At 24.0% G+C, this 20349-nt stretch carries 33 protein-coding genes and 3 pseudogenes; 17 read left to right on the top strand and 19 right to left on the bottom strand.

Translation table 4 applies throughout. The features are described from left to right. Window positions 1-107: 107 nt before the first annotated feature. The 3 genes from SDAV_RS00890 to SDAV_RS00880 form a co-directional block, all read right to left on the bottom strand. On the bottom strand, window positions 108-557 hold the full coding sequence (locus SDAV_RS00890; RefSeq protein WP_114564188.1) for a DUF3627 domain-containing protein: 450 nt from the start codon (window positions 555-557) through the stop codon (window positions 108-110). 385 nt (window positions 558-942) lie between these two features. Further along, window positions 943-1194 carry a hypothetical protein gene (locus SDAV_RS00885; protein WP_071937632.1) on the bottom strand — a complete coding sequence of 84 codons (252 nt, stop codon included), beginning with the start codon at window positions 1192-1194 and terminating at the stop codon, window positions 943-945. Next, window positions 1194-1343 (bottom strand): hypothetical protein, encoded by a 150-nt coding sequence (locus tag SDAV_RS00880; RefSeq protein WP_015967969.1) that lies wholly within the window; start codon window positions 1341-1343, stop codon window positions 1194-1196. The genes SDAV_RS00885 and SDAV_RS00880 overlap by 1 nt, the downstream gene beginning before the upstream one ends. A 311-nt stretch (window positions 1344-1654) precedes the next feature. Here SDAV_RS00880 and SDAV_RS00870 point away from each other — a divergent pair, with 311 nt between their 5' ends. Both SDAV_RS00870 and SDAV_RS00865 read left to right on the top strand, forming a co-directional pair. Next, entirely contained in the window at window positions 1655-2542 is an 888-nt protein-coding gene (locus SDAV_RS00870) for a hypothetical protein (protein WP_151202489.1), read from the top strand. Window positions 2543-2705: 163 nt separating this feature from the next. Continuing rightward, entirely contained in the window at window positions 2706-2924 is a 219-nt protein-coding gene (locus SDAV_RS00865; RefSeq protein ID WP_114564185.1) for a lipoprotein, read from the top strand. Here SDAV_RS00865 and SDAV_RS00860 read toward each other — a convergent pair. From SDAV_RS00860 to SDAV_RS00840, 6 genes are all read right to left on the bottom strand, one after another. Then, window positions 2914-3372 carry a hypothetical protein gene (locus tag SDAV_RS00860; protein ID WP_114564184.1) on the bottom strand — a complete coding sequence of 153 codons (459 nt, stop codon included), beginning with the start codon at window positions 3370-3372 and terminating at the stop codon, window positions 2914-2916. The genes SDAV_RS00865 and SDAV_RS00860 overlap by 11 nt on opposite strands. Before the next feature lie 141 nt (window positions 3373-3513). Beyond that, window positions 3514-3732, bottom strand: a complete 219-nt coding sequence (locus SDAV_RS00855; protein ID WP_114564183.1) for a hypothetical protein — start codon at window positions 3730-3732, stop codon at window positions 3514-3516. Next, a complete protein-coding gene (locus SDAV_RS00850; protein ID WP_114564182.1) occupies window positions 3713-4204 on the bottom strand; it encodes a hypothetical protein in 492 nt (163 codons plus the stop codon). The genes SDAV_RS00855 and SDAV_RS00850 overlap by 20 nt, the downstream gene beginning before the upstream one ends. Continuing rightward, complete coding sequence (locus SDAV_RS00845; RefSeq protein ID WP_114564181.1) at window positions 4159-4443, bottom strand: hypothetical protein; 285 nt, start codon at window positions 4441-4443, stop codon at window positions 4159-4161. The genes SDAV_RS00850 and SDAV_RS00845 overlap by 46 nt, the downstream gene beginning before the upstream one ends. Window positions 4444-4457: 14 nt before the next feature. Beyond that, the gene (locus tag SDAV_RS13835; protein ID WP_281268808.1) at window positions 4458-4580 is read right to left on the bottom strand and encodes a hypothetical protein; all 123 of its coding nucleotides are present in this window, start codon (window positions 4578-4580) and stop codon (window positions 4458-4460) included. Between the two features lie 228 nt (window positions 4581-4808). Beyond that, on the bottom strand, window positions 4809-5087 hold the full coding sequence (locus SDAV_RS00840; RefSeq protein ID WP_114564180.1) for a pentapeptide repeat-containing protein: 279 nt from the start codon (window positions 5085-5087) through the stop codon (window positions 4809-4811). Between the two features lie 752 nt (window positions 5088-5839). Between SDAV_RS00840 and SDAV_RS00835 the strand changes: the two genes are divergently transcribed. From SDAV_RS00835 to SDAV_RS12785, 9 genes and pseudogenes are all read left to right on the top strand, one after another. Beyond that, window positions 5840-6283, top strand: coding sequence for a hypothetical protein (locus SDAV_RS00835; RefSeq protein WP_114564179.1), 444 nt, complete (start codon window positions 5840-5842; stop codon window positions 6281-6283). Beyond that, on the top strand, window positions 6264-6641 hold the full coding sequence (locus SDAV_RS00830) for a hypothetical protein (protein ID WP_151202488.1): 378 nt from the start codon (window positions 6264-6266) through the stop codon (window positions 6639-6641). Before SDAV_RS00835 ends, SDAV_RS00830 begins: the two co-directional genes overlap by 20 nt. Further along, on the top strand, window positions 6619-7050 hold the full coding sequence (locus tag SDAV_RS12505) for a DNA-methyltransferase (RefSeq protein ID WP_222611607.1): 432 nt from the start codon (window positions 6619-6621) through the stop codon (window positions 7048-7050). The genes SDAV_RS00830 and SDAV_RS12505 overlap by 23 nt, the downstream gene beginning before the upstream one ends. Before the next feature lie 101 nt (window positions 7051-7151). Beyond that, the gene (locus SDAV_RS11645) at window positions 7152-7322 is read left to right on the top strand and encodes a hypothetical protein (RefSeq protein ID WP_186823420.1); all 171 of its coding nucleotides are present in this window, start codon (window positions 7152-7154) and stop codon (window positions 7320-7322) included. Window positions 7323-7370: 48 nt separating this feature from the next. Beyond that, window positions 7371-7505: pseudogene (locus SDAV_RS12795) on the top strand (IS30 family transposase); the annotation flags it as partial. A gap of 858 nt (window positions 7506-8363) precedes the next feature. Next, on the top strand, window positions 8364-9398 hold the full coding sequence (locus tag SDAV_RS00815) for a hypothetical protein (RefSeq protein ID WP_114565571.1): 1035 nt from the start codon (window positions 8364-8366) through the stop codon (window positions 9396-9398). 118 nt (window positions 9399-9516) lie between these two features. Continuing rightward, window positions 9517-10305 carry a hypothetical protein gene (locus tag SDAV_RS00810; protein WP_114564176.1) on the top strand — a complete coding sequence of 263 codons (789 nt, stop codon included), beginning with the start codon at window positions 9517-9519 and terminating at the stop codon, window positions 10303-10305. 20 nt (window positions 10306-10325) lie between these two features. Continuing rightward, entirely contained in the window at window positions 10326-10688 is a 363-nt protein-coding gene (locus tag SDAV_RS12790) for a Y-family DNA polymerase (protein WP_245938439.1), read from the top strand. A gap of 56 nt (window positions 10689-10744) precedes the next feature. Next, window positions 10745-10897 (top strand): hypothetical protein, encoded by a 153-nt coding sequence (locus tag SDAV_RS12785; RefSeq protein WP_245938438.1) that lies wholly within the window; start codon window positions 10745-10747, stop codon window positions 10895-10897. Window positions 10898-11039: 142 nt separating this feature from the next. Here the strand turns inward: SDAV_RS12785 and SDAV_RS00800 are convergent, their stop codons facing one another. After that, complete coding sequence (locus SDAV_RS00800; RefSeq protein ID WP_114564176.1) at window positions 11040-11828, bottom strand: hypothetical protein; 789 nt, start codon at window positions 11826-11828, stop codon at window positions 11040-11042. Window positions 11829-12034: 206 nt separating this feature from the next. Here SDAV_RS00800 and SDAV_RS12500 point away from each other — a divergent pair. Then, a pseudogene (locus tag SDAV_RS12500) lies at window positions 12035-12157 on the top strand (IS30 family transposase); the annotation flags it as partial. A 218-nt stretch (window positions 12158-12375) separates the two neighbouring features. Here the strand turns inward: SDAV_RS12500 and SDAV_RS00790 are convergent. Continuing rightward, window positions 12376-13671 carry a cryptochrome/photolyase family protein gene (locus tag SDAV_RS00790; RefSeq protein ID WP_114564174.1) on the bottom strand — a complete coding sequence of 432 codons (1296 nt, stop codon included), beginning with the start codon at window positions 13669-13671 and terminating at the stop codon, window positions 12376-12378. Window positions 13672-13818: 147 nt separating this feature from the next. Here SDAV_RS00790 and SDAV_RS00785 point away from each other — a divergent pair, with 147 nt between their 5' ends. From SDAV_RS00785 to SDAV_RS12775, 3 genes and pseudogenes are all read left to right on the top strand, one after another. Next, the gene (locus SDAV_RS00785) at window positions 13819-14313 is read left to right on the top strand and encodes a hypothetical protein (RefSeq protein WP_114564173.1); all 495 of its coding nucleotides are present in this window, start codon (window positions 13819-13821) and stop codon (window positions 14311-14313) included. A gap of 214 nt (window positions 14314-14527) precedes the next feature. Further along, a pseudogene (locus SDAV_RS12780) lies at window positions 14528-14797 on the top strand (Y-family DNA polymerase); the annotation flags it as partial. Between the two features lie 56 nt (window positions 14798-14853). Then, a complete protein-coding gene (locus tag SDAV_RS12775; protein ID WP_245938437.1) occupies window positions 14854-15006 on the top strand; it encodes a hypothetical protein in 153 nt (50 codons plus the stop codon). A gap of 43 nt (window positions 15007-15049) precedes the next feature. On the opposite strand, the gene SDAV_RS00775 is transcribed toward SDAV_RS12775, so the two are convergent. Then, a complete protein-coding gene (locus tag SDAV_RS00775) occupies window positions 15050-15745 on the bottom strand; it encodes a hypothetical protein (protein ID WP_245938436.1) in 696 nt (231 codons plus the stop codon). A 147-nt stretch (window positions 15746-15892) separates the two neighbouring features. Here SDAV_RS00775 and SDAV_RS12770 point away from each other — a divergent pair, with 147 nt between their 5' ends. After that, complete coding sequence (locus SDAV_RS12770) at window positions 15893-16174, top strand: deoxyribodipyrimidine photo-lyase (RefSeq protein ID WP_245938435.1); 282 nt, start codon at window positions 15893-15895, stop codon at window positions 16172-16174. 304 nt (window positions 16175-16478) lie between these two features. Then, a complete protein-coding gene (locus SDAV_RS12765) occupies window positions 16479-17171 on the top strand; it encodes an FAD-binding domain-containing protein (protein ID WP_334199344.1) in 693 nt (230 codons plus the stop codon). Window positions 17172-17175: 4 nt separating this feature from the next. Here SDAV_RS12765 and SDAV_RS00765 read toward each other — a convergent pair whose 3' ends face one another. The 7 genes from SDAV_RS00765 to SDAV_RS00745 form a co-directional block, all read right to left on the bottom strand. Next, entirely contained in the window at window positions 17176-17364 is a 189-nt protein-coding gene (locus SDAV_RS00765; protein WP_114564172.1) for a hypothetical protein, read from the bottom strand. A gap of 1 nt (window position 17365) precedes the next feature. Beyond that, complete coding sequence (locus SDAV_RS11640; protein WP_186823419.1) at window positions 17366-17503, bottom strand: hypothetical protein; 138 nt, start codon at window positions 17501-17503, stop codon at window positions 17366-17368. 217 nt (window positions 17504-17720) lie between these two features. Beyond that, window positions 17721-17843 (bottom strand): hypothetical protein, encoded by a 123-nt coding sequence (locus SDAV_RS13830; RefSeq protein ID WP_281268816.1) that lies wholly within the window; start codon window positions 17841-17843, stop codon window positions 17721-17723. Between the two features lie 44 nt (window positions 17844-17887). Continuing rightward, complete coding sequence (locus SDAV_RS00760; protein WP_114564171.1) at window positions 17888-18067, bottom strand: hypothetical protein; 180 nt, start codon at window positions 18065-18067, stop codon at window positions 17888-17890. Between the two features lie 552 nt (window positions 18068-18619). Continuing rightward, window positions 18620-19141: a hypothetical protein gene (locus SDAV_RS00755; protein WP_114564170.1), complete on the bottom strand. Its 522-nt coding sequence runs from the start codon at window positions 19139-19141 to the stop codon at window positions 18620-18622. 7 nt (window positions 19142-19148) lie between these two features. Then, the gene (locus SDAV_RS00750; protein WP_114564169.1) at window positions 19149-19760 is read right to left on the bottom strand and encodes a hypothetical protein; all 612 of its coding nucleotides are present in this window, start codon (window positions 19758-19760) and stop codon (window positions 19149-19151) included. Then, on the bottom strand, window positions 19750-20346 hold the full coding sequence (locus SDAV_RS00745; protein ID WP_186823418.1) for a hypothetical protein: 597 nt from the start codon (window positions 20344-20346) through the stop codon (window positions 19750-19752). Before SDAV_RS00745 ends, SDAV_RS00750 begins: the two co-directional genes overlap by 11 nt. Between the last annotated feature and the right edge of the window lie 3 nt (window positions 20347-20349).

Here is a 20349-nt window from a genome sequence, read left to right as displayed (position 1 = left end):
AAAAACAAAACAATAAATAACACAAACGATATAACATATAAAAACTCAGGGGCATTTGCACCAATAATATAACTAACAAATTGAACTCAATAATCATATAAACTCATTTAATTTAAACTTTCTAAATCATTAATTAATTCTTGTTCTTTTTCAACACTTCAATTTGTTAAATTATTATTGTTATTATTTGCTTTTACTTTTTTAGGTTCACTTAAAAATAAAGCTTTTTTCATTTTAGTAAAATAATTTTGTTTATATTGATTATATAAATTGATTAATTCTGTTCCAGTTAAATATTTTCAAATATTTCGCTTTAAATTTTCATCATATTTTACAATAGGGTAAGAATTATCATAAATCAAACCGATTGCTACTTGTTCCGAATGTTTTTCACTCGAATAAATAAACTTATTACTCAATCAAAACCCAATATGGCGATTATGATTAGGCAAATTTATAAAACTTGCTTTTTCTGTTGTAAAAGGGATAAATTCCTTACTAATAAAATAATTTTCTACATTCTGATTTTTCTTAACAAAATTACTCAATTTTATCATCTCCTAACTAAATATTTGTTTAATAAACAATGTTATAAATAATGTTTATATAATGTTTATTTATTGCAATAAACACTGATTATTAACAATGTTATACATAATGCTAATATATTGTTTATTTAATGTTTAATAAACAATGTTAATAAACATTGTTTATTAACATTGTTAAATATAAAAATAATAAAAATTGGCACACTGAAAATAACTATTAAGAACTTTAATAGTAAATATAATAAGTTCATTTTTCTATTTAATAAATTCATTTTTTACAAATGTGATACCATCTATTTTTTGATTATCATGAATGGTATCACCAATTAAAACAATTATTTCACTAAAACTTCCTAGTGTGCCTTAACTAAGATATAATCGATTATAATAAATATTAAAATCCTTTAACCATAACACGGAAAAAGTTTAAGATTTTAATAATACAAAATATAGCAAATGGAATTAATATAATTCACGCTTCACCTAAGAAAACCATTATCTCAGGTAAAATATTTGTTATACCTTCTTTAACTTTTCATAATGCACTAGTCAAACCCGTTCAAATCCCAGTCATACCCTCAGTCATAGTTTTAGGTGTAGGTGCTGTTAAAAAATTAAACGCTGTTGTTAAATACATACCTAACATTATTTATTACTCTCCTTTCTTTCAATTTCTTTTTTATCTTTTTTCTTTCCTCGAATTTGTTTAATTTTTTGATAAATTGATAAACCAATTCAAGCAAAAATCCCTAATATAATAACAACACTAAATATTGTCGTTAATCAAGTTGGCATAATACATCTCCTTTCTAAAAACTAAAAAATTGAAATTTGCAAACTTGCTCCGCTCGTTGTCGCTTCTCTCCATTAAAAACACTACTGAATAAATTATCCGCTAATAAATTACTCGGAATAATTTATTCTTTTACTTTTTAATTTCAATATCTTTTGCAATCTTATTAACAGTATTAATAACATTATCTTTACCATACTTTTTCACTAGCGACTGCAAAATAAAATATTGCTTTGTTTGCATAATTTCAACTCCTCAATTAAAAAAATTAAAAAAATTTACTTTCCAAAACTGTAAAAACCAAAAATACAAAATGTGTGTGGTTTCTACACCTTTAAATGAAAGAATTAAAAATATTTTAAAAGAACATAACCAAATATACTCAGAAAATAAACAAGCATTTAACGGTTTAGGTGTTTTTAATTTACGATTAACAATGGGGACTGTTTGAAGTAAAATACCTAATATCAATAAAAAACTTGTTTTAACCAACAAAGAAGAAAGACCAGACTTATTTGAACTTGAATATTACGGATTTGAATATAACGACAATGACCCTAGTATTTATGTTTTACGAAATTATCGTAAATATATTAAAGAATATAATTTAAAAGATTTTTATAATTCTAATACAAAACAGTATCAATTTGATAGTTATTCAATTGGTGTTGATTATGCTAATGGAAGCGAAGACCATACCGTATTTTTATTTAGTGGATATAAAATTAATGAAAATAACGAGTATGATAAATATTTAATTGAAGAAAATGTTATTACACCAAAAAATGTAATGAATTTAAATGAATTAGTAGAGCATTACGGACAATGAATAATTAATACATTTGATAAATTTGAGGGTTTTGAATATGCCACACTTCATTATGACATTAATGCCCACAACTTTATGCAAAAATTACAAGAAGATATTTACCCGTATTTAGGTTATAAAATTAAAATGTTTAAAGCTAAAAAACATCAAACATCACTTAATAAAGAAGCGGGAATAATTAATCGTGTAACATGAATACGAAAAATGTTTGTTCAAGGCAAGATATATGGCATATTAGATAATTTACCATTTTTAGATAAATGTATTAGTGAATTAAGATTTAGCGATACCAAAACAAATATACCCGATAGTAAAATGTACCACGATCCATACGATGCTTTGTTTTATGGTTCTTATCCATCAAAAAAATAAGTTATTTTTCACAAAATTCTAGAAAGTTTCCGCGAGGCCAGATTGACCCCTCTGCATATAATAAATTAAATATTTTCCTTTCAAAAACTTAAATAACGCTTTGTATATATACAAGTATGTTAAAACAATTATATAAAAAGGTTTAACGAAAGGAATTATAATAATGAAAAAGATATTAAGTCTTTTAGGAGCAATCACTCTAATTCGAACAAGTACAACAAGTTTAGTTGCTTGTAATAATATACCACAATATAACGAAGATGAATTACAACAACTAAAACAAGAAAACAAAATAAATACTATTAATCAACAAATTAAAGATAATTTAGAATGAATAGCAACACTTTGTGCCATAATTTTATTCCTTCTTTCTATTTATTAAATACATTGTCTGTATCTAAAATATTGTTTTGTTTTTCTTCTGTTTTTGGTACTCCACCAGTATTAACTGTTTGTACCTTAATTAATTCATCATAAACACTTTGCAATTGTGTTTTGATGATTTCAATATCATCATTAATATCATAAGATTTTAATAAAACATTTTTAAATTCTTCATTATCAGTTAAAGAATTAATAAAGTCAATTACTTCAATTTGTTTTAATTGCAGCGTTTGTTGTTCAATTTGAGAAGTTAATTCAGTATTTTTTGTTTGTAATTCGTTGATTTGTTGATTACTATTTTCTAAATTACTTTCATTAAATTCTTCAACTTCAGCAGTATTTTCTAAAATAATTTCAGCAGTTTTAATATCTAAACTACCATCTTCATTTTTAATTGGTTCATTTTCTTCATTGATAAGAACATATTTTACATTTTTTAATGCCATTGTTTTTCCTCCTATTTTTTAATATTTGTATTTGTTCTTTTTCTAATCGCTTTTTGTATAATTTCAAAACTATCTACTCGAAAAGATAAAAAATAGCGTTTAGTTTTTTTTAATTTCAAAAATTCAGTTAAAACAGATGGGTTATATATTGATAATGTTGAAATAATTTAATCCGTCTCACTGACATTTAGCCGAACAAACATCAACTTCAACGCCACCAGCAACAAGTGCTTTAATTTTAGTTTTAATAGGATTTTCATGTAATTTAACAGTTAATTCTAACTTATTAACTTTTTTATTTTTTATTTTAGGTTTATTAGTTATTGATTTTTTAGATAAATTACTTTTTGTTTGTGCCATTTTTATCAACTCCTTTTAATAAAAAATATTGTAAATGTTTCCAAGCATATAATTCATGCTCTGTCATTTTAATATTTCCTTTATAAATATAATTTTTCTTAACAACTGGCGATTGTAAAACATAATTTAAATTAAATAAATATTTACATAAAACTTTTAAACCACCAATAAATTTAGGAGTAGATAATGGGTTTTTTATTTTTAAACCTTTATGAAGTTGGTAATCTTCAATTATTACAATAACTTTGCTTAAATAAGAACAAATTTTATTTTTAAAATCATTTAATATTAAATACATATTATTTATTGCTTCTTCTTCAGAATTATAATTAAAAGTAATATTATTAATTATTTTCTTTTTCAAAAAATTATAAATAATAATACCAGTTTGTCCAATTACAGCAGGGTCAATTGCAATAATATATTTTAATTTACTTGATTTATTTTTTTCTCAAATTGTAATATTTTTCATCCATCTGATGCTAAATCTAAAATATCGTTAATTTTGTAATGTTCCATATAAGAAGCAATAAGATTTCACTTGTCTTTAAATAAATTTAAGTACATTTTTGCTCATTCTAAACATTGCAAATCATAATGTTTTTTATGATGTGAAATACGACAATTAATAGGTTGACAATTAACTCAATCAAATGATGTTGTTATTTCATTTCAAGTTTTATTAATATACAAACTTTTATATTCTGTCATTTTATCTATACTCCTTAATTCTTTTTGCGTAAACCTAATGTTCAGTGTTCATCAGTAATTTTGTCTTTTGAAACTGGATAACTTCTGAGCATTAATTCATTTATTTTGTTAATAGTTTTTTTATTTAACTTTTTCATATTTCACATCCTTACTAGGTAATTTGTAATATTCAAAAGTATCTTTTAATAAATATTTTCAAAATATGGCATGCCCTTTATTAAGACAACTATCATAAAAACACATTAAACATTGATTTGTAAAATCTTCTTTATATAATATTTGTTGTTTTAATTCATCAAGTTCTTTTTTAAGTGCTTAATTTTCTTCTTTTAGTTTGTCAAATTTAATTGATTCTGTTATATTCATTATTCATCCTCATCAATAACAATTAATTGCTCTAATTGTTTTTTTGTGATTTTAATATCTTTTAAATCAGCATCTCGTAAATTAGCAACTCATAAATCAGCACATCGTAAATCACTCCTATATAAATTAGAACCTTTTAAATCAGCATCAATTAAATTAGCCTCTTCTAAATTGGTATCTTCTAAATCTAATGTTTCAATTCTTAAATATTCTCTTATTTTTCAATTTTCAACAGTAACTCCTGTTAAATCTTTAATTAAATCTTGTAATGTTTTCATTAAATATTTTCCTTTCTGTAAAAAAACATAATATTCCTTTATTGGTTAATATTTTGATATTTAGTAGATAATTTATTTTAGTATTTAATTACTTCGCTGCCCGCTTCACTTTGGGGGTGAGCGGGGGCGGATAGGATATTTTGATAGAGTTTACCCCCCACGGAAATAAACAAAAAAACATCTTACCCAGTTATTAATTACGCTTCATCCATCCCTACACAACTTTATATAAAGAAAATAACCTTTTGGAGGAGTTCCTCCCTCTTGTTTTTTAGTGTCCGATATTGTTTTTTTTCGGTTTAACAGCACTCTTTTTATGAAACAAGCCAAAAACACACGCTCTGACATTTCGCGGGCGACTAACTCCGCCGAGAATTAAATAAATAAATAGGAGTAGTAAATCCAATCGCTTTCACACTTTCTTTAAGGCTTCGTACCATAGATGAGTTATCCATCTTTAAGCATCAAAATATTAAGTTTTAGTATTGCATTATTCATCAGATAGTACATTTATTAAAAATGATATTATTAGTTGTTTAAATATCTCATTATCTCTATTAATAAACCGAAAAAATATAATAAATCACAGAAAGGAAATTATAAAAATTAACTAATTTGTAGGGAAAATAGGTTAATTTTTAATTGAAATAACTAATAAAACAAAAAATCAATTAATTATAGATAATACAAATTTATCTAGTAGAATTGTTGAATTAGAAAAAATAATTCAACAATTTTAAAGGTACTATCTAATGAATAATGCAATTAAAAAAATCGCTCTTATAAGCGATTACTTTAATTTGTATTTAATTACTTTATTTATATTTTTTATAAAAACTCAACTTTTTTCTTACTACCAGATTATTTGAGAATATCAGCGATCAGGCGAGATTATTAATATTGAAGATTGTTTACCAACAAGTGCTAATGGTTCAAAAGACCGCGATGATTTATTGAGATTATTAGGTGTTTTACAAAAACAGTTTTGAGGTGACATTAATTGAGTATCACCAAAATATACTAAATCAGTTGTTAAAAATATTAAAAATTTAAGTAAATATAATGATAGTTGTTTATGAAAATTTGAAAAAGATACTAATTTAACTTATCAATATGGTAAAGGTTGAAAATATAATAATCAAAAAATAAGTAATTATTTACGAGATGCGATTATTATTGCTAATTATGAAAACTAAATTAGGTCAGTTATATTTCGGTGATAGTTTAGAAATATTAAAAACAATATCTGACAAAAGTATTGATTTAATATTAACTGTTCCACCTTACCTTTACCCTAATATTGCTAAAAAATTAGAAAATAAAGAAAAACATATTAAATATAATTTAAAAAAAATACAGGATCCTAATTGTTCTAATATTCAATATCAAATCCGTAAAAGAGAACTTGAATTTTTACAAGGTGAGTTTATTAGTAGTTTTGATATACCATCATATTTTAAGGAGTGAATACGAATTATTAAAAAACCAAATTTTATAATTTATTTATCAAAACAACAATTAAAAGAATTATTTAATTGAAATAGAAAATTATAATTTAAAGTTTGAATTAATAATTTACAAAAAAAAAACAAATGATGCACCTAGTAATAGTGTCTATCGTAAAGATAAAGAATTATGTTTATATATTTACAAAAACCCAATTAGTTATAGTAATGTTTGAAATCAAGATATGCAAACTATTTATCAAATTACTAATAGTAATAATCAATTTATAGAAAATATAAAACACCCTACTATTAAAGATATTAATTTAATTAAATTACAAATAAATAAGCATAGTAAAGTTGGAGATATTGTATTAGATTGTTTTTTAGGAAGTGGTACAACAGCAGTTGCTTGTGAACAATTAAATCGGCGTTGAATTGGAATAGAAATTAATGAAAAATATTATAAATTAACAAAGGAGCGATTAAAGTATGTTCAACCAACATTATTCTATTAAAATAAAATGTAATGAATGTAATAAAAATATTAATTATGGTAATATTGTTTCTAAAAATAATAAAGTAATGCATTATGTTTGTTATAAAAGGTTATTTAAAAATGAAAACAAAAAATCATCAAGTTGTAATTAGAAATATTAATGTTTACTTAAATAAAGAACAAGCAAAAATATGAAATGAATTACCTAAATTATATACACATAACCAACGAGTACAGCACTTTATTAATTATTATATTGTAAATAATAAAGGAGATAATAAAAATGAATAAATATATTTTATGTTATCGTTCTGTAAGCGGTAATCGCCCGTGTAATTACCTAAGGGAACTGATTTTAATACTGTTACTCAAAAAGAAATTAATAAAGTTATGAAAATTATTAATGAAAAGCCGCGACCGAGTTTAGGTTGATTATCCTCCAAAGAGGTATTTTTACAAAATATTAATATTTAATTTTTTTAAATATAAATTATATATTTGTAGCAAACTTTTCTTTTTGTCGTGCTTAAATATTAACTTATATTTAAAAAAATAATTTTTTTTTGAAAAAATATTGCATTTTTTGATAAATGGTATATTATCAAATTAATAAGGGTTGATTGACCTAATTGCATCTTTACAATACAATTTTAAAATTGTCTATATTTTGATAAATTGATAAACCAATTCAAGCAAAAATCCCCAATATAATAACAACACTAAATATTGTCTTTAATCAAGTTGGTATAATATATCTCCTTTCAAAATTTTTAAATATCGCGTCACGCTCTGCGTGTTCGCTACGCTCAAAATAAACAATATTGAATAAATTACCGCTAATAAATTACGCGGATAATTTATTCATTTTATTTTACATTATTAATTACTATTTTATTTACAGTATTAATAACATTATCTTTTCCATATTTAATTACTAAGGACCGCAAAATAAAATAATGTTTTCTTTTTTATTATTTTTGTTATTTTCTTGTAATCTTTAAAATGTATGTGGTATAATATATTTGATATAAAAAAATGAAAATAAAGCACAGAGGTGGTTAGTACTCGAATTTAAACAACTTAAGATATTTGGTATGTAAAAAAACAGTAACAGACATAAATATTTAACACTCGTATTTCTAGTAACATTGTTAATATAGTTTTGATAATTTGATATAAGTTTAATAACATTCATAGTATAGCACTAATTAATGACTTAATCAATGATTATTTAAAAACCAGATATTTTATTAATGAGATCTATCTGAACCCTTTTTTTACCTTAATTTTATAGTATAATAAATAGGTAAAAAAAGTATGGGGGTTTTAATAATGGAAAATAATAAAAAAGTAATTGATTATTGAGATGATTATGACCCAAATGAATTTGATCCAGCAAAACGACCAACTTCAATTTTGCAAGATAAAACGATATTAAATAATAATCAAAATTCTGTTGATAAAATTATTAGATTAACAAATGAATTTGAGACATATTCATATTACAATAATAAATTTAATGTTAAACAAAATAATGTTCAAAATGATGTTTTTGATCACAATGATAATTATGATAAATTAGATTATTCTGAATTTCAACCAATAGAAGGGGCAGAAATTAAGCAAGTAACAGAATTAACTGATTTAGATGAATTAAATTTAAATAATAAGAATCAATTTGTTCCATTTAATGAAAATGATATGGTTACTCCAGCACTTGATTTTAATCAAATTTATGATCTTTGGCAAAAATCAAAAGCTAATTTAATTACGCGTAAATTAGATGTTCTACGAAACCGAGTTCAAGAACAACGGATTGAAGGACGCCGAAAATATAGTTTTTATGCTCCTAAATCATTAGAAGAATTATTAAATAAACCAGCTCAAGTTGTACTAGATGCCACTCCATGCGTTGGCGGTGATGAGGTTTATCCTGACCAAAAATATTTTAATAATACAGTTTTACTTTCAAAAGTACAGGGTAAAAATAATGATAATTTATACTTATCTAATAGTAATGATGGAATACCGCTAATTTCAGATGAAATCTTAGACAATGAACCATTAACAATGAGCAATATCTTAAAAAATGCTAAAATAAATATTGATGCAAGTAAAAAAGAAGCAATCTTTATTAAAGATGAGGATGTGCTAGATCCCAATAATTTAAATTATGAACAACGTTTGCGTTTATTAAAATTAGCAGCTGACACCAATAATGAAGAACGAAAAAAATTGTTACAAATAAAATTAAATAATGGTAGTTTACTATCCTTATCAGCAATAGTTAAAGAACGATTACAAAAAGTTAAAACTGGGGAGATTGAATTAATTGAGGAAACAACTCTTACAAAAGATAACAATTAGAGTAAAAGGAAAAGAAAAAATATTTTTTAGCACAATAACCTATTAATGCTTACACTTTCAAGTTATAATATAAGGAGTATCAGTTTATTTTATTATTTAATAGTAGAGGATGATTACGATGATATTAGGAAATAGTGAAATAGCCTTTATTTTAATTGGATTTTTTATTGCGATTAATATTATTATATTAATTTTTTTAATTTTATCTTACCGAAATATTTTAGTTCCAATTCCAAATTTAAATAATGCTCCAAGTCAATCAATGATTTCATTAGAAGTAATTGATCGCTATTTAACGAAAAAGAAAATTACTGGTTTAAAAGTTGTTCGTAAACAGGTCCAAGTTTTAATTACACATTCTTATAAAAAGAAAACATTTTATATTAATGATTTACAATTATTTAATCAGTCTTATTTTTTATCAGGGATGGGATTAGATTATGTTTTAGGGCGAACATTTTTTGCAACCCAATTATATTTAAAAAATAAACATGTTCAAACAATGCATTTCTTATTATATTTGGCTCCACCATTATTATTGTTATTCTTTCTTATTGTCTCATTATTTACAATTATTTTTATTGCTATTCTAAAAACTAATCCCGCCTTGTTAGACCATAACAATTTCTTTTACTTTATTAATCGCTATGGAGTCTTAAATTTATTATTAATTTTTATTATTGCAGCATATTTAATTTTATTAAGTTTTAATGGCCATTTTAAGCAAAATTTAGAAAATTGATATGAAACAGAAATGCGACCATTTGTTAAAAAACAGTTTCCGGAGTTATATGATGATTGAATTATTGCTCGTAGTTATTCACGGAGTATTCAGTTTACATATATTTTTGGTTATAATTTTATTTTTAAAAAAATTTATAAATATACAGGACCCTTTGGCCTTTAGTAAAATAGGGGAGAGAAAGAATGAAAGTTATTTTTCATATTGATATGAATAGTTTTTTTGCTAGTTGTCATCAAGTTGCTAATCCCCACTTTCAAGGAAAACCACTTGTTGTTGCTAATTCTTCACGGCGAGCAGTTGTAACAACAGCGAATTATGAAGCACGACAATTAGGCATTAATAGTCCAATGCCGCTATATAAGGAAAAAGAAATTTGCCAGGACCTTGAAATTGTTAAGCAAGATTTTGGTTTATACGTTGATTTTGCGCAAAAATTATTTGATTTTATTAGTATGCATTATACTTACAAAATTGAAGTGGCTTCAATTGATGAGTGTTATATTTATGTAACTGATATTTATTTAAAATATTGGATTACCAAATAGTATTGGTATTTCATATAATAAATCACTAGAAAATTGCTAGTGATATGAAAAAACCAATGGGAATTACGTTAATTCGGCCAGAAGATGTTACTGACTTAGTTCAACCATTACCGGTTAATAAAATATTTGGGATTGGTAAACAAGCAACTCATCGTTTAAATGAAATTGGAATTCATACGATTAAAGATTTAGCTAACTTTTGAACATAATCAATTAAAACAAATTGGTAATGAAACAAATTTTGAATATGACTTAATTGATTATGAAGATATTAAACAACCAGATACTACAACAAATAAAAACAAATAAATTAATTAAGTAAATTAATAAAAAATACCGCCAAGATGTTTACTAAAGGCCAAAGGGTCCTGTATATTTATAAATTTTTTTAAAAATAAAATTATAACCAAAAATATATGTAAACTGAATACTCCGTGAATAACTACGAGCAATAATTCAATCATCATATAACTCCGGAAACTGTTTTTTAACAAATGGTCGCATTTCTGTTTCATATCAATTTTCTAAATTTTGCTTAAAATGGCCATTAAAACTTAATAAAATTAAATATGCTGCAATAATAAAAATTAATAATAAATTTAAGACTCCATAGCGATTAATAAAGTAAAAGAAATTGTTATGGTCTAACAAGGCGGGATTAGTTTTTAGAATAGCAATAAAAATAATTGTAAATAATGAGACGATAAGAAAGAATAACAATAATAATGGTGGAGCCAAATATAATAAGAAATGCATTGTTTGAACATGTTTATTTTTTAAATATAATTGGGTTGCAAAAAATGTTCGCCCTAAAACATAATCTAATCCCATCCCTGATAAAAAATAAGACTGATTAAATAATTGTAAATCATTAATATAAAATGTTTTCTTTTTATAAGAATGTGTAATTAAAACTTGGACCTGTTTACGAACAACTTTTAAACCAGTAATTTTCTTTTTCGTTAAATAGCGATCAATTACTTCTAATGAAATCATTGATTGACTTGGAGCATTATTTAAATTTGGAATTGGAACTAAAATATTTCGGTAAGATAAAATTAAAAAAATTAATATAATAATATTAATCGCAATAAAAAATCCAATTAAAATAAAGGCTATTTCACTATTTCCTAATATCATCGTAATCATCCTCTACTATTAAATAATAAAATAAACTGATACTCCTTATATTATAACTTGAAAGTGTAAACATTAATAGGTTATTGTGCTAAAAAATATTTTTTCTTTTCCTTTTACTCTAATTGTTATCTTTTGTAAGAATTGTTTCTTCAATTAATTCAATCTCCCAAGTTTTAACTTTTTGTAATCGTTCTTTAACTATTGCTGATTTTAATAATTTTAGTCAAAAACAAATTGATTGAGTAGTTAATAATGTAATAAATGATAAACTCCAACCGTGTTTAAATTGAAAAACATCTAAGGAGGTATTTTTACAGAATATTAAATAAATTTATTAATATAAAATTTAATAAATTATTTTTTTAGTGTGCTTAAATATGGTTAAATTAAGTTATATTTATAAAATATTTTATTTTTTTAAAAAAAGAGTTGCATTTGTTAAAAATGATGTTATCATCAGATTAACAAGAGATATAAATTTGGAACTTGAATATACACGATACAAAATAAAAATATTAACTTTGCTAGCATTTTTCCATAATTTTAGTTATTTACCTTTATAAATTTCTAACGCTTTTTTAACAGACATTTTGTAATCAACAATTTTATTAATTGTGGGGCGGTTTTTTAAAAACTTATTACAATATTTTGCTGTTGGATCATATTTTTTTTGTTGTAACTCAGGATTAAAAATTCGAAAAAATGGTTGAGCATCAAATCCCGTCCCTGCTACTCATTGTCATGAGCATTGATTTATAATAGGGTCATAATCTATTAACTGTTGAGCAAAATATTGTTCGCCCTTACGTCAATCAATTTGTAAATTCTTAACTAAAAACGAAGCACAAACCATTCTTGCTCGATTATGTAATAACCCTGTTTCTTTTAACTCTTTCATTCCAGCATCAATTAAATCATAACCAGTTTCACCATTTTGCCACTTTTGTAATCATTCTGGATTATTTGTCCAGTCAATTGTTATTTTTTTATTTCAATTTTCACTAAAAGATCATTGTTGATGTAATTGCGCATTATAAGTTACTTGATAATAAAAATCTCGCCATGCTAATTGGCGCGCAAAAGCGTTATCAAAAACACCAAATTTTTCAATGCTTCAAAGATAACATTGTCGAATTGAAATAACACCAAATTTTAAAGCAGTACTAATTTTTGCTGTACTAGTTTCTAAATCAACAAAATCACGAGTTTGATGATAGTTTTGATCTAACTGAAAAATTGCTGTTTTAAGTTTTTCAGCTACTAATGGTAAATTAAAATCACTAGATTTAACATTTGTAATGTCTTGTAAAATCTCAATATTTTTTAATTGTTGGGGCAAAAAGGATTTAACCTTATAAGGAACAATCTTATTATCGTTAAAATGTCCTTTTAATTTATTTCAAAATGGTGTAAAAACAGTATAATATCCATTTTGAGTACTTTTTATTGTTAATGGTTCTATTAATACATAATCATCAAATTCACGATAAATAAAATTATATTCTTTTGATAACTGACGCATTGCTTTACTTCGGTTAAGAGCAAATGTTGTATAATCACGGTTTGTATATATTTTATTAATTTTATAACCTTGGTCTAATAAAAATTTAATTCCGGTTTGTTCATTTTCACTTTTTAGAAAATTAACATGAACCTTTTTACTTAATTGTTTTAAACAATGAACCATTGCTTGAAAACTACGAGGTGAAAAATAATTATTTGCTTTTATTTGTTCTTTTGTAAAAATAAATAATAAATAAATTTTATCTTCTTCATTAGCCAACTGAGCAAGACCAAGATTATCTTCAATTCTAAAATCACGATGAAAAATAAAAATGTTCATTAATTACAACCACTTTCTAATTTATTTTTTATCATTATACTATAAATATGCTGTCACATAAAAAAGGATTAAATTTAATCTAATACACATTTATTCCAATTTAAGTTATAATTATATATAGATATTAAAGAGAAGCGGGGAGTTAGAATGGGAGTACCAACATTTTGTCCAATTCATTTAAAAATTCATGAATGTTCAAAAAATAGTAATAAAGCTATTTTAAGAGCAACTGAAAATAAGATTAAAGCAAAAATGAATCGAATGCTAAATCCAACTAAAACTAGTAATGAACCTATTAAACCAGCAGTAGTTGAAAAGGGAACAATTCAATATATTTTAGAAAATGCTAAAAAAAATAATGAAAACATTAAACACAAATTAGGAATTCCAAATGAAGATGGAAAAGCGATTGGTGTTGATGAAAATGATATTAAAGCAAAAATGGCTCGTTTACGTGCTGCAGTTACTAACCAACAAGAAGTAGGTGAAAGAAATAATAATAATTTATCTTCCCCTACTCGTACTAGTAAAGTTGAACCGACTATTATCTTAACTGCAACAGAAATTGAAGCTTTAATTGAAAAAGCTGTTGTTAAAGCAATCGCAAAAGAAAAAAATAATGAAAAGAAAAGGGGAGAATAAAAAAAGATTTAATTCCCCTTTTCTTTTCATTATTATGATTGAATATATTTCGTTTGGCTATGTAATAAGTATTTTATTTCTTCTAATTTTTGATCAGTTAATTAAAATAGGGGAGAGAAAGAATGAAAGTTATTTTTCATATTGATATGAATAGTTTTTTGCTAGTTGTCATCAAGTTGCTAATCCCCACTTTCAAGGAAAACCACTTGTTGTTGCTAATTCTTCACGGCGAGCAGTTGTAACAACAGCGAATTATGAAGCACGACAATTAGGCATTAATAATCCAATGCCGCTATATAAGGAAAAAGAAATTTGCCAGGACCTTGAAATTGTTAAGCAAGATTTTGGTTTATACGTTGATTTTGCGCAAAAATTATTTGATTTTATTAGTATGCATTATACTGATAAAATTGAAGTGGCTTCAATTGATGAGTGTTATATTGATGTAACTGATATTTATTTAAAATATTGGATTACCAAATAGTATTGGTATTTCATATAATAAATCACTAGAAAATTGCTAGTGATATGAAAAAACCAATGGGAATTACGTTAATTCGGCCAGAAGATGTTACTGACTTAGTTCAACCATTACCGGTTAATAAAATATTTGGGATTGGTAAACAAGCAACTCATCGTTTAAAAGAAATTGGAATTCATACGATTAAAGATTTAGCTAACTTTTGAACATAATCAATTAAAACAAATTGGTAATGAAACAAATTTTGAATATGACTTAATTGATTATGAAGATATTAAACAACCAGATACTACAACAAATAAAAACAAATAAATTAATTAAGGAAATTAATAAAAAATACCACCAAGATGTGTTATTAAATGATCAAAAATTAAAAGAAATAAAATACTTATTACATAGCCAAACGAAATATATTCAATCATAACAATGAAAAGAAAAGGGGAGAATAAAAAAAGATTTAATTCCCCTTTTCTTTTCATTATTTTTTTCTTTTGCGATTGCTTTAACAACAGCTTTTTCAATTAAAGCTTCAATTTCTGTTGCAGTTAAGATAATAGTCGGTTCAACTTTACTAGTACGAGTAGGGGAAGATAAATTATTATTATTTCTTTCACCTACTTCTTGTTGGTTAGTAACTGCAGCACGTAAACGAGCCATTTTTGCTTTAATATCATTTTCATCAACACCAATCGCTTTTCCATCTTCATTTGGAATTTTTAATTTGTGTTTAATGTTTTCATTATTTTTTTTAGCATTTTCTAAAATATATTGAATTGTTCCCTTTTCAACTACTGCTGGTTTAATAGGTTCATTACTAGTTTTAGTTGGATTTAGCATTCGATTCATTTTTGCTTTAATCTTATTTTCAGTTGCTCTTGAAATAGCTTTATTACTATTTTTTGAACATTCATGAATTTTTAAATGAATTGGACAAAATGTTGGTACTCCCATTCTAACTCCCCGCTTCTCTTTAATATCTATATATAATTATAACTTAAATTGGAATAAATGTGTATTAGATTAAATTTAATCCTTTTTTATGTGACAGCATATTTATAGTATAATGATAAAAAATAAATTAGAAAGTGGTTGTAATTAATGAACATTTTTATTTTTCATCGTGATTTTAGAATTGAAGATAATCTTGGTCTTGCTCAGTTGGCTAATGAAGAAGATAAAATTTATTTATTATTTATTTTTACAAAAGAACAAATAAAAGCAAATAATTATTTTTTACCTCGTAGTTTTCAAGCAATGGTTCATTGTTTAAAACAATTAAGCAAAAAGGTTCATGTTAATTTTCTAAAAAGTGAAAATGAACAAACCGGAATTAAATTTTTATTAGACCAAATATCCATTTTGAGTAGTTTTTATTGTTAATGGTTATATTAATACATAATCATCAAATTCACGATAAATAAAATTATATTCTTTTGATAACTGACGCATTGCTTTACTTCGGTTAAGAGCAAATGTTGTATAATCACGGTTTGTATATATTTTATTAATTTTATAACCTTGACTGTTTTTACACCATTTTGAAATAAATTAAAAGGACATTTTAACGATAATAAGATTGTTCCTTATAAGGTTAAATCCTTTTTGCCCCAACAATTAAAAAATATTGAGATTTTACAAGACATTACAAATGTTAAATCTAGTGATTTTAATTTACCATTAGTAGCTGAAAAAACTTAAAACAGCAATTTTTCAGTTAGATCAAAACTATCATCAAACTCTTGATTTTGTTGATTTAGAAACTAGTACAGCAAAAATTAGTACTGCTTTAAAATTTGGTGTTATTTCAATTCGACAATGTTATCTTTGAAGCATTGAAAAATTTGGTGTTTTTGATAACGCTTTTGCGCGCCAATTAGCATGGCGAGATTTTTATTATCAAGTAACTTATAATGCGCAATTACATCAACAATGATCTTTTAGTGAAAATTGAAATAAAAAAATAACAATTGACTGGACAAATAATCCAGAATGATTACAAAAGTGGCAAAATGGTGAAACTGGTTATGATTTAATTGATGCTGGAATGAAAGAGTTAAAAGAAACAGGGTTATTACATAATCGAGCAAGAATGGTTTGTGCTTCGTTTTTAGTTAAGAATTTACAAATTGATTGACGTAAGGGCGAACAATATTTTGCTCAACAGTTAATAGATTATGACCCTATTATAAATCAATGCTCATGACAATGAGTAGCAGGGACGGGATTTGATGCTCAACCATTTTTTCGAATTTTTAATCCTGAGTTACAACAAAAAAAATATGATCCAACAGCAAAATATTGTAATAAGTTTTTAAAAAACCGCGCCCCACAATTAATAAAATTGTTGATTACAAAATGTCTGTTAAAAAAGCGTTAGAAATTTATAAAGGTAAATAACTAACATTATGGAAAAATGAATAAGTATGCTTTAAATTAGTGGCACATAAATAAGCACCTTTTAAATCAGCACCTCGTAAATCTAATCGTTCGTTTTTTAAATATTCATTTATTTTATCTTCTTCAACACTAATTCCTGTTAAATCTTTAATTAAATCTTGTAATGTTTTCATTTTATAATTCCTCCAAATTCTTTTCCATAATTAATTTTTCAATATAGTCATAAACACTTTCTTCTGAATAACATTCTTCTAATGCTTCTTCAAATAAATCTTCTTCGGTATAAAATTTGCCATCTTCATCTTTTCACATATTATTTATCTCCTTTAATCATTTTTTGATAAATTCTTAAATAGTTGATTTCATAATGGATTATTTACAACTTCATCTATTGCTTTTTTAATATCTTCGTCACTTTTTTCTCAAATAGTATCAATGTCAGTTTGACTGGTTTTAAATTTTGCTTCTTCTAATGTATAAAATGATTTAGATAAAATATCATTATTAATAAGTATTTTTTAGTCATAATTTAATCCTCCTTAATCATTTTTACTCGTAATAAATTATTTAATTCACTTGTATTTTTAAAATTAAAATATAATTCTGATAATGTAAATATTTCAATAGAATTATCTTTTCAATTGTTAATCAATCATTTTTATAATTAATTTCATTTTTTAACATTTTATATTTCCCCTAATTTTTTTTATTTATAATTAAATTTTCTAATTGATAAGTTTGTAATCAATGTTCTTCACATAATATAATTTCTTTTTTATAACCTAAATTTCACTCTAATTTATCACTAATTTTTTCAATATAATTATTTCCAAAATAAGCATTTTTATTATTACAATTAATTCTTTGACATTTCATAGATTTTTTAATCCTAATTCTTTTTACCTAATGCTGTGGGAATGAGTTAATACTCATGTTCTTATGGAAGCACTTAGTTATTTAAAATAACCGTCCCACTCTGCATTAAGTTTTGTTGTTTAATTATCATTACCTCCTTTTAGGAGTTGTTTTATTTCAAATAAAAAAACAACTCTAACAAGAGTTGTTTTTTTGGAGCTTCATCGTACATTATACATTTGGAAAAATATTTTATTTTATTAAAAAATAAAAAAAATATTGTATTATTTTAATATTAATAGTATACTATGGGTAAGGAAAAGTATTTTTCCTAAATCTCTAAAGTAAACAGAATAATTATATAAAGGATTTATAATTACACTACTACTATCTCTCCCCTTTAGGTTATCTCTTATCTTTTCTTTTTATTAATTAAGTTAACTAATTAAGTTAACATTTAAGTTAACATAAAAAAATAATTTACATAAATCCTTATTTCGCCAACATAATTATTTTTGTTACCCAAACAGAAAAAAAGCAATCAACCTGTTGGGAAAACCAGTTGATTGCTTTTTAATTTGTTAATTTAATTTGTTCTAAAAATTCAAATGTTTTTTTCCCAACAATAACTTTTTTTTCAATTTCTCCATCAACTTTATAAATAACTTTATTAAACAAACCATTGATATCAATACCAATCACTTGCGATAAGATAATTTCTTCATCTAAAAAGAAAATGGTTTCATCATTTACTTTAATTCATAAACTATTATTAACTAATGTTTGAATAATTAAATAACTTAAAATTAAGCCATAATTACAAATTGCCATAATTACAAATAAATAAGCAAATGTATTTGAGATATTTGATAAAGTCATTAATAAAATATAATCAATAATAATAAAAATATTAAGTGGAGTTAAAAGCAGATAGGTGGTAATAAAGATAAAAAATATCATTGCTTTTCATTTATATTCTTTAATTTCCTTATTATTTTCTTTTTGTTTTTGATAATGAATAAAAAATAAAGTATGAAAAGTATATAAAGCTAACATTAAGATTAATGAAAAAAATAAAATAATATGCATTTTCATTGTTTACTTAGTCTCCCCTATTTTGTTGTCATGTTTTAAAAATTGTCATTGATATTTTAACATCATTTGTAATAAAACGATAAATTTTTTCAGTAGTACTAATAAAAAAACCGATTTGATAAAAACCATTAAGATTAAAAATACTTGGTAAAACAAAATTAATATCTTTTAATCAAATAATAAGATTTTGATCTTTAGTCTCAAAAACTAAGCGGTAATTTGTAGCATAAATGGTTCCATTAATTGTTTCCTTACCATTATTAGTAGTAAGATTTAAATAACCATCCAAGTATTCAATATAATATTGCTCTTTCATTTGTTGAGTTAAGTAGTAGATATTTTGTTGAAGTTCTTTTGGTTTTGTTATTTCATAGCCAATAATTGGTGCTTGATAATAACAAATTTCATTTTTTGGCAATTCATATTTAATTTTAATTACGACTAAATTATAATTTAACAATGTTTGATTGTTATCAATCATTTTTTGTAGTTCATTTTTCTTTTGTCTAAAATGTTTTATTTTTTTTTGCTGGTATAAAGCTAAAATAGCAACAATAATTATTGCAACACCTAAAATAGTACTAAATAAAATAATTCCAATTAAATAATTATGATTCATGCTTTCACACCTTATAAATTAGATATGGCGTTTCTAAACCTTTTACAATAATCATAAAACGTTTTTGTTCCGTATATAAATAAAAGCCTTGATATAGAATATTATTAATTCGAAAAATACTTAATTCAAGATTATTAACTTCACTTAATGGTCAAGTTGTAGTAATGTCTTCATTTATAATTAAAATTCTTTGGTTTGTAATAAACATATGACCATTTTGAAATGGAATTTGATACATTTCTTTAATTCTTTTACCTTGCCCATAACCAACACTAATTCCATTTTCAAATGGAATTGTATATTTGGAATGAGTTTGATTATTTTTTAATTTATGTTGAAGATAAACAGTAACAGGAATATTACTAAATACTTTTTCACCTGGCTCTAATTTAAATTTAACGTTAATTTCTTGCAAAGTTAATTTTAATAAATTATTATTAATATATTCTTGATTTTCAACTTCTAGTTGTTTAAAAATTTGAAAAAAAAGTTGTTGTTTTTTTTGATAAAATCATCCTAAAAAACCAATAAAAATAAATAATAAACTAAGAAAAACTCCAATTATAATTCATCCTAAGATTGTCATTTT

This window comes from Spiroplasma phoeniceum P40, from assembly GCF_003339775.1.
GTDB classification, from domain to species: domain Bacteria; phylum Bacillota_I; class Bacilli_A; order Mycoplasmatales; family Mycoplasmataceae; genus Spiroplasma; species Spiroplasma phoeniceum.
The sequence above is the reverse complement of the archived record's forward strand: the minus strand, read 5'-3'. Positions and strand labels throughout refer to the sequence as shown.